We start from the raw sequence: 1,186 nt of genomic DNA, 5'->3' as shown, positions 1-1,186 counted from the left end.
TTCTGTAGAGTTGTTTGATTAAAATATGCATCAAATGTCATAGCGATGTTCCGCAGAAAGATTCTTCCTTTGGGTGTCACCTTGAATCCTTGGTCATTTAATTCGATCAAACCATCGCTTGCGAGGTCATTCAAGCTACTGAGTTCACTGTTGAAATAACGGTGGAAAAAAATATCGTGACCGTCACCGAAGTCACTGTAATCAACGACACCGTCACACATAATTTGTTGGATTAGATCTGCACGGATGCGGTCATCGGTATTGAGATTAACGCCGCGTTTGATAGGTAAGTGCCCTTTATCAACGGCGGTTTTGTACTTGGATACTTCGGTGACATTCTGGCTATAGCCATCATTGACCCGGCTGATAGCACTGACACCAATACCAATTACATCGCATTCTGCATGTGTAGAATAGCCTTGGAAGTTACGCTGCAAACCACCTGTATCAAGGGCTTTAGCCAAGCTGTCAGTAGGTAGTGCAAAGTGATCCATACCGATATAGATATAGCCCGCTTCAGTTAAGCGTTGGATACTATCGGTGAATATTTCAAGTTTTTCTGCTGTTCCTGGAAGGTCGCCTGAGTGAATCAGCCTTTGCGCCGGAATGCGTTGAGGCATATGTGCGTAATTATAGAGTGCGATTCGATCCGGTTTAATACGAATGACTTCATCAAGCGTATTCGAAAAACTTGCGCGAGACTGTTTTGGCAGGCCGTAAATAATATCAATAGATACTGAATCAACTTTGTTATCGCGAGCTGACTGGATAACCGCTTCAACCTGCTCTTTACTTTGCTCACGGTTGATAGCTTTCTGCACTTCAGGGTCAAAGTCCTGAACGCCGATACTGATTCTGTTAAAGCCCATGGTCACTAATTCGGTCATTTCTTCTGGTGTGACTGTACGTGGGTCAACTTCAATGCCAATTTCTAATGAGTCAGGAAGACCTAGGTGGAAGGATTGTGCCAGCACTTCCATGACTTCACGTAATTGCTGAGGGCTTAAAAATGTGGGAGTGCCACCACCAAAATGAATCTGTTGCAGTAAACGGTCGTCAGCATAGTACTTGCCGTGCATTTCGATTTCCCGATATAGATAATCGAGGTAGTCAGTGGCTAGCTGCTGCTTGTGCGTCACAATCTTGTTGCAGCCACAGTAGTAACAAAGTGACTTACAAAATGGAA

1 protein-coding gene is annotated in these 1,186 nt (G+C 44.1%); it reads right to left on the bottom strand.

Features of this window, described 5'->3' with window-relative positions:
• A partial coding sequence (hemN, locus tag A3766_RS01150; RefSeq protein WP_231882808.1) for an oxygen-independent coproporphyrinogen III oxidase occupies positions 1-1,139 on the bottom strand: 1,139 nt, incomplete at its 3' end.
• Between the last annotated feature and the right edge of the window lie 47 nt (positions 1,140-1,186).

The organism is Oleiphilus sp. HI0132 (genome assembly GCF_001635845.1).
This window is presented reverse-complemented; position numbering and strand designations above follow the sequence as displayed.